This window comes from Amycolatopsis sp. NPDC049252, assembly GCF_043197175.1.
In the GTDB taxonomy this organism is placed as follows: domain Bacteria; phylum Actinomycetota; class Actinomycetes; order Mycobacteriales; family Pseudonocardiaceae; genus Amycolatopsis.
The window spans coordinates 23,070-30,561 of the sequence record NZ_JBICSQ010000092.1 but is presented as its reverse complement, the minus strand read 5'-3'; the positions used below and the strand labels follow the sequence as shown (position 1 = coordinate 30,561).

The 7,492-nt window shown below is 70.6% G+C and carries 4 protein-coding genes; all 4 read right to left on the bottom strand.

Going from position 1 to position 7,492, the window contains the following annotated elements; all coding sequences use genetic code 11:
- Positions 1-42: 42 nt before the first annotated feature.
- Genes glgB through ACGFMK_RS42920 form a run of 4 tightly spaced genes read right to left on the bottom strand, consistent with a single transcriptional unit; the run spans position 43 to position 7,466 of the window.
- Complete coding sequence (glgB, locus tag ACGFMK_RS42935) at positions 43-2,253, bottom strand: 1,4-alpha-glucan branching protein GlgB (protein WP_392775745.1); 2,211 nt, start codon at positions 2,251-2,253, stop codon at positions 43-45.
- Positions 2,254-2,258: 5 nt separating this feature from the next.
- A complete protein-coding gene (locus ACGFMK_RS42930) occupies positions 2,259-3,632 on the bottom strand; it encodes a phosphotransferase (RefSeq protein WP_392775735.1) in 1,374 nt (457 codons plus the stop codon).
- A gap of 5 nt (positions 3,633-3,637) precedes the next feature.
- Complete coding sequence (gene treS / locus ACGFMK_RS42925) at positions 3,638-5,446, bottom strand: maltose alpha-D-glucosyltransferase (protein WP_392775732.1); 1,809 nt, start codon at positions 5,444-5,446, stop codon at positions 3,638-3,640.
- A 37-nt stretch (positions 5,447-5,483) separates the two neighbouring features.
- The gene (locus ACGFMK_RS42920; RefSeq protein ID WP_392775729.1) at positions 5,484-7,466 is read right to left on the bottom strand and encodes an alpha-1,4-glucan--maltose-1-phosphate maltosyltransferase; all 1,983 of its coding nucleotides are present in this window, start codon (positions 7,464-7,466) and stop codon (positions 5,484-5,486) included.
- Positions 7,467-7,492 lie beyond the last annotated feature (26 nt).

Sequence of the window (7,492 nt, the reverse complement as noted above, 5' to 3'; positions counted from 1 at the left end):
GTGAGAAACAGGGTTAGAACACTGTTTCTCACTCACGACCGGTTACGGGAGATCGAGCGCGGCCGGGGGTGTCTCTTCGGTGAGCCAGAGGACTCCCGCGGGCGGGAGCTGGAGGACCGCCGAGGCCGGCTGGCCGTGCCAGGGTGAGTCGGTCGCCTCCACCGCGCCCAGGTTGCCGACGCCCGAGCCGCCGTAGCTCTCGGCGTCGGTGTTGACCACCTCGCGCCAGCGGCCCGCGGACGGCAGGCCGACCCGGTAGTCGTGGTGCGGGACGCCGGCGAAGTTGGCGACACACGCCAGCCGCGAGCCGTCGGCGCCGATGCGCAGGAAGCTCAGCACGTTGCCGCTGGAGTCGTTGGCGTCGATCCAGGCGAAGCCCTCCGGCGAGGTGTCCTGGCTGAACAGCGCCGGCGTCGACTTGTACACCGAGTTCAGCGCCCGCAGCAGGTCCTGGACGCCGCGGTGCAGCGGCTCGTCCAGCAGGTGCCAGTCGAGCGACCGCTCCTCCGACCACTCGGCCGGCTGGCCGAACTCGCCGCCCATGAACAGCAGCTGCTTGCCCGGGTGCGCCCACATGAACGCCAGCAGCGAACGCAGCCCGGCCGCCTTGTTCCAGGCGTCACCCGGCATGCGGCCCCACAGGGATCCCTTGCCGTGCACCACTTCGTCGTGCGAAAGCGGCAGGACGAAGTTCTCGCTCCAGGCGTACACCAGCGAGAACGTCATCTCGTTGTGGTGGTAGGCGCGGTGGATCGGCTCGTGGGACAGGTAGCGGAGCGTGTCGTGCATCCACCCCATGTTCCACTTGAAGCCGAACCCGAGACCGCCCAGGTGCGTCGGGCGCGTGACGCCCGGCCAGGCGGTCGACTCCTCGGCCACCATCACGATGCCCGGGTGTCGCTTGTAGACGGTCGCGTTCAGCTCCTGCAGGAACCGCACCGCGTCGAGGTTTTCCCGGCCGCCGTACTGGTTCGGCAGCCACTCCCCTTCCTTGCGGGAGTAGTCGAGGTAGAGCATCGACGCCACCGCGTCGACGCGCAGGCCGTCGAGGTGGAACTCCTCGATCCAGAACAGCGCGTTGGCGACGAGGAAGTTGCGGACCTCGTTGCGGCCGAAGTCGAACACGAGCGTGCCCCAGTCGGGCTGCTCGCCGCGGCGCGGGTCCGCGTGCTCGTACAGCGCGGTGCCGTCGAACTTCGCCAGCGCCCAGCTGTCCTTCGGGAAGTGCGCGGGCACCCAGTCGACGAGCACGCCGATCCCCCGCTGGTGCAGGCGGTCGACGAAGTAGCGGAAGTCGTCCGGCGAGCCGAAGCGGGACGTCGGCGCGTAGTACGACGTCACCTGGTAGCCCCACGACCCACCGAACGGGTGCTCCGACACCGGCAGCAGCTCGACGTGCGTGAAGCCGGTCTCGAGGACGTAGTCGCCGAGCTGGTCGGCCAGCTCGCGGTAGTCCAGGCCGGGGCGCCACGAACCGAGGTGGACCTCGTAGACGCTCATCGGCGCCGCGGCCCACTGGGTTGCCTCGCGCTGCGCGACCCACTCGTCGTCTTCCCAGCGGTACTCCGAGCGCGTGACGACCGACGCCGTCGCGGGCGGCAGCTCGGTGCCGAACGCCATCGGGTCGGCCTTCTCCTGCCAGTTCCCGTCGGCGCCGAGGATCCGGAACTTGTAGCAGGTGCCGGCCCCGACGCCGGGCACGAACAGCTCCCAGATCCCGGACGAGCCGAGCGAGCGCATGGCGTGCCCGCGCCCGTCCCAGCCGTTGAAGTCGCCGATCACGCGGATGCCGCGGGCGTTCGGGGCCCAGACCGCGAACGACGTGCCCTCGACGACGCCGCCGGGCGTGTCGTAGGAGCGCAGGTGGGCGCCTAGCGCCTCCCAGAGCCGCTCGTGGCGCCCCTCGCCGATCAGGTGCAGGTCCAGCTCGCCGACCGTGGGCAGCCAGCGGTACGGGTCGTCCGCGGTGACGCTGTGGCCGTCGTACTCGACCTCCAGCCGGTAGTCGCCGGGGTGCTCCGGGACGGCGACGGCGAACAGCGCGTCGATCACCGGCTCCATCGGGTACCGGTGCTCGCCCACCCGCAGTGCGACGGCCTTGGCCCCGGGCAGCAGCGCCCGCGCCGCGAACCCCTTGCCCACGGCGTGCACGCCCAGCACCGAGTGCGGGTCGTGGTGCGAGCCGGCCAGCAGCCGGTCGATGTCGGCGGCCGGCGGGGCCGCGTCCGGGAGGTTCTCCGGTACCGCTGTCACGATCTTCACCCATCTCCCCGCATGATCCGGGCGATCGAGGCGAGCGGGACGCCCAGCCAGTCGGGCCGGTTCGCGTGCTCGTAGCTCACTTCGTAGATCGCCTTGTCCAGTTCGAACGCGCGCAGCAGCTCGCGCTGGTCGCGGGGGTCGGCCGCCACCGCGGCGTAACCCTCGCAGAACGCCGTGCGGTTGCGGTCCGACCACTCCTGCGCCCGCTCGACGAGCTCCGGGTCGTCCGGCTGCCCGACCAGCATCTGCTGGGCGGCGTAGTCGAACGACCTCAGCATGCCCGCCACGTCGCGCAACGGCGACCGGAGCGCGTGCCGCTCCTCGACCGGGGCCGCCGGCTCGCCCTCGAAGTCGATGAGCAACCAGCCGGTGACCGTGCGCAGCACCTGGCCCAGGTGCAGGTCGCCGTGGATGGGCTGCATCGAGACCGAGTCGGCGGGCAGCGCCCGGAGCGTCTCGAACGACGCCCGCAGCGCCGGCGCGTGCTCGGCCAGCTCCGGGACCCGCCCGGCGACGGTGTCCAGCCGCGCGATCATCGCCTTCATCGTGCGGTCCAGCTCGTCGGCGTCGACCCCCTCGGTGCCGAGCGCCTCGGCCAGGTCCGCGTGCACCTCGGCGACCGCGCGGCCCAGCCGCTCGGCCTCGCCGGCGAAGTCGCCGCCGACCTCCTCGGCGTGCCGCTCCGGGCCGGCCATCAGGTCACGGACGCTGGTGGTGGCCATCGCCCAGCCGTCGACGGCGTCCGGGATGAACTGCTGGAGCATGCCGACCGTGGTCGGCTCGCCGTCCAGGTCGCCGGTGATCGAGCCCAGCGGCTGCGCGATGTGCTTGCTGCCGACCTTCTGCAGCGCCCGGTGCAGCACCAGGTCCTTGTTCTGGCCCGGGGTCAGCTTGCGGAACAGCTTGAGGATGTACTGCCCGCCGTAGACCAGCGAGGTGTTGCTCTGCTCCGACGAGATCGGCCGGGCGCGCAGCCCGGTCTCCAGCTCGACGCCGGGCTCGTGCCCGAAGCCGAGCACGCCGACGTGCCCCTCGCTCGCCATCAGGTCGAGCAGCACCCCGGTGAGGTCCGCGTCCGCGGACGCCTCGTAGGCGCTCAGCTCGCCGCCGGAGACGATCCAGCTGCCGCTCGCGATCTCCGGCGGGTGCGTCCGGCGGCCGACGAGCAGCTGGTAGGGCTCGCGCCGGTCGTCCTGGGTCACCTCCACCACCACGTGCAGCAGCTGGGGGTCACCCTCGACCAGCTCGGTCACGCCGAGCGTCCGGACACCGGTCACCGGCCGGTCCTTGCCGGCGAACCAGCGTTGTTCGGGCAGCCATCGGGCCAGATCGCCGGTCAGTGCGTCGACCAGCTCACTGGTCTCGGACACGGAACTCACCTCGCTTCGCCTTCGTCTCCCGGGGTCGTCAGCTGGAACCAGTAGAAGCCGTGCCCCGGCAGCGTCAGCAGGTAGGACAGCTCCCCGATGCCGGGGAAGCGCACGCCGCCGGTCAGCTCGACCGGGACGCACCCGCGGTGCGCCGACAGGTCCAGCTCCACCGGCTGCGGGAACCGGGACAGGTTGTTGACGCAGAGCACCACGTCCTCCCCGCCGTCCGGGCGCCGCCACTGGCGCTTGTAGGCCAGCACGCTCGGGTTGGAGCCGCCGAGGTCGACGAACTCGCCCTGCGCGAAGGCGTGGTGCTGCTTGCGCACCTCGATCATCCGGCGGGTCCAGTTGAGCAGGGAGGATTCGTTGTTGGACTGCGCTTCGACGTTCAGGCCCTGGTAGCCGTAAACCGGGTCCATGATCACCGGGAGGTAGATCCGGCCCGGGTCGCAGGCGGAGAACCCGGCGTTGCGGTCCGGGGTCCACTGCATGGGTGTGCGCACCGCGTCGCGGTCACCGAGCCAGATGTTGTCTCCCATGCCGATCTCGTCACCGTAGTACAGAACGGGCGAACCCGGGAGGGAAAGCAGCATCGCGGTGAAGAGCTCCTGCTGGTTGCGGTCGTTCTCCAGCAGCGGCGCGAGCCGGCGGCGGATGCCGATGTTCGCCTTCATGCGCGGGTCCTTGGCGTACTCCGCGTACATGTAGTCGCGCTCTTCGTCGCTGACCATCTCGAGGGTCAGCTCGTCGTGGTTGCGCAGGAAGATGCCCCACTGCGTGCCGTCGGGGATCTGCGGCGTCTGGACGAGGATCTCCGAGATCGGGAACCGCGACTCGCGGCGCACGGCCATGAAGATCCGCGGCATCAGCGGGAAGTGGAACGCCATGTGGCACTCGTCGCCGCCGACCGCCGGGTCGCCGAAGTACTCCACGACATCCGAAGGCCACTGGTTCGCCTCGGCCAGCAGGATCCGCCCGGGGTACTCGTCGTCGACGACCTTGCGGCAGCGCTTGAGGAACTCGTGCGTGCGCGGCAGGTTCTCGCAGTTGGTGCCCTCCTGCTCGAACAGGTACGGCACGGCGTCGAGGCGGAACCCGTCGATGCCCAGGTCGAGCCAGAAGCGCAGGGTGTCGATCATCGCGTTCTGGACGTCGGGGTTCTCGAAGTTGAGGTCCGGCTGGTGGGAGAAGAACCGGTGCCAGTAGAACTGGCCGCGCACCGGGTCGTAGGTCCAGTTGGACGACTCGGTGTCGACGAAGATGATCCGCGCGTCGGCGTAGCGGGAGTCGTCGTCGCTCCACACGTAGTAGTCGCCGTACGGGCCGTCCGGGTCCTGGCGCGACTGCTGGAACCACGGGTGCGCGTCCGAGGTGTGGTTGAGCACCAGGTCCGTGATCACGCGGATGCCGCGCCGGTGCGCCTCGTTGAGCAGGAAGACGAAGTCCTCGACGCTGCCGAACTCCGGCAGCACCGCGCGGAAGTCGCTGATGTCGTAGCCGCCGTCGCGCAGCGGCGACGCGTAGAACGGCGGCAGCCACAGGCAGTCGATGCCGAGCCACGCCAGGTAGTCCAGGCGGCCGGCCAGGCCGCGCAGGTCGCCGGTGCCGTCGCCGTTGGAGTCGGCGAACGCGCGCACCAGCACCTCGTAGAACACCGCGCCCTTGAACCACTCCGGGTTGCTGGGCGCCTGCTGCGCCGAGCGGAAGTCCTCGGCCTGGGGTTCGACGAGCATCCCGTCGGCCGTCATCGCCTCACCGGTGTGCGGCACACCCTCGAGCCCGAGTGCCGCGTCGGGGCGGGCTTCCTCCGCCATGTGTTCCACCTCAGTCCCTCGATCCGTTCCTTCCCTGCTACCCGGCCAGCCGCCGCCGGACCGACACCACGTGGGCCACGGCCCGCCACGGTTCGAGCCGGACGAAGTTGGCCTGGCCCCAGTCCCACGTGTCCCCGGTGACCTCGTCGTGCGCGATCAGCCGCTCGTGCGCTTCGAAGCCGAGTGCGCCCGTGTCGAGCCACAACGTGCCCTCCTGCGGCCCGAACGGGTCGAGGGTCACGACGGTGACCACCGTGTCACCGGTGGCCGGGTCCTGTTTGGAGTAGGCCAGCAGCGCGTCGTTGTCGACGTGGTGGAAGTGCAGGGTGCGCATCTGCTGCAGCGCCGGGTGCGCGCGGCGGACGGCGTTCAGCTTCGCGATCCACGGCTCCAGCGACCGTCCCTCGGCGAGGGCGCGGTCGAAGTCGCGCGGGCGCAGCTGGTACTTCTCGGAGTCGAGGTACTCCTCGCTGCCGTCGCGGACCGGGACGTGCTCGAACAGCTCGTAGCCCGAGTAGACGCCCCACGTCGGCGCGATCGTCGCGGCGAGCGCGGCCCGCAGCGCGAACATGCCGGGGCCGCCGCGCTGCAGCGACTCGTGGAGGATGTCCGGGGTGTTGACGAACAGGTTCGGCCGGCCCTCGTTCCAGTGGTCCCGCAGGTCCACGGCGAAGTCGATCAGCTCCTGCTTGCCGGTCCGCCAGGTGAAGTACGTGTAGCTCTGGGTGAAACCGAGCCGGGCCAGGCCCCACAGCCGGGCCGGACGGGTGAACGCCTCGGCCAGGAACAGGACGTCCGGGTGGGCGTCCTTCACCGACTGGATCAGCCAGGCCCAGAAGTCCGGCGGCTTGGTGTGCGGGTTGTCGACCCGGAAGATCTTGACCCCGTGGTCGACCCAGACGTTGACGACCCGCAGCATCTCCTCGTAGACGGCCTTGGGGTCGTTGTCGAAGTTGATCGGGTAGATGTCCTGGTACTTCTTCGGCGGGTTCTCCGCGTACGCGATCGAGCCGTCCGGCCGGGTGGTGAAGAACTCCGGGTTCTTCAGGACCCACGGGTGGTCGGGCGCGGCCTGCAGCGCGAAGTCGAGCGCCACCTCCATGCCGAGCTCCTCCGAGCGGGCCACGAAGGCGTCAAAGTCGTCGAAGGTGCCCAGCTCCGGGTGGATGGCGTCGTGCCCGCCCTCGTCGGCGCCGATCGCCCACGGCGAGCCGACGTCGTCCGGGGTGGCGTCGAGGGTGTTGTTGGGGCCCTTGCGGTTCACTCGGCCGATCGGGTGGATCGGCGGGAGGTAGACGACGTCGAAGCCCATCTTCGCGACCCGGTCGAGCGCGGCCGCGGCGGTGGTGAACGTGCCGTGCACGGCCTTGCCCTCGGCGTCGAGACCGCCGGTGGAGCGCGGGAACAGCTCGTACCAGGACCCGAAGGCGGCGCGCTTGCGGTCGACCCACAGCTTGAGCGGCTTGCCCTTGGTGATCAGCTCGCGCACCGGGAACTCGTGCATCAGCTGGCGGATCTCCGGCGACAGCGCGGGCCCGACGCGCTCGGCGAGGCTCAGCTCTTCGTTGCGCAGCGCGACGACCGCGCCGGTGAGGAGCCCCTTTTCGGCCCGGCGGTCCGGCCGGCGGGAGACGCGCTCCAGCAGCCGGGCGCCGTTCTCGATGTCGTTGGCCAGGTCCTCGGGCCCCTGCCCGGCGGCGACCTTCACCTCGACGGCGTGTTCCCACGTCGCCCAGGGATCGCTCCACGCGTCGATCCGGTAGGTCCAGAGCCCGGTGGTGTCGGGGACGATCACCGCGGCGAACTCGTCCGGGTGGTCGGGGCCGCGCGGCACCATCCGCGCCTGGCGCGTCAGGCGGTCGCCGGGACCCCGCCACGCAACGGTGGCCGCGACGGCATCGTGGCCCTCGCGCCAGACCGTCGCGGTGACGGGAATGTGTTCCCCCACAACGGCTTTGGCCGGATACCGGCCGCAGCTCACGCTGGGGGAGACGTCGTCGATACCGAGCCGGCCGGTCATGGGCAACGCCCCTCGATCTGTGGGTG

Excerpts from the sequence above, each read along its gene's own strand:
- treS (WP_392775732.1), bottom strand. The coding sequence starts at position 5,446 with ATGGCGGAGGAAGCCCGCCCCGACGCGGCACTCGGGCTCGAGGGTGTG.
- ACGFMK_RS42920 (WP_392775729.1), bottom strand. The coding sequence starts at position 7,466 with ATGACCGGCCGGCTCGGTATCGACGACGTCTCCCCCAGCGTGAGCTGC.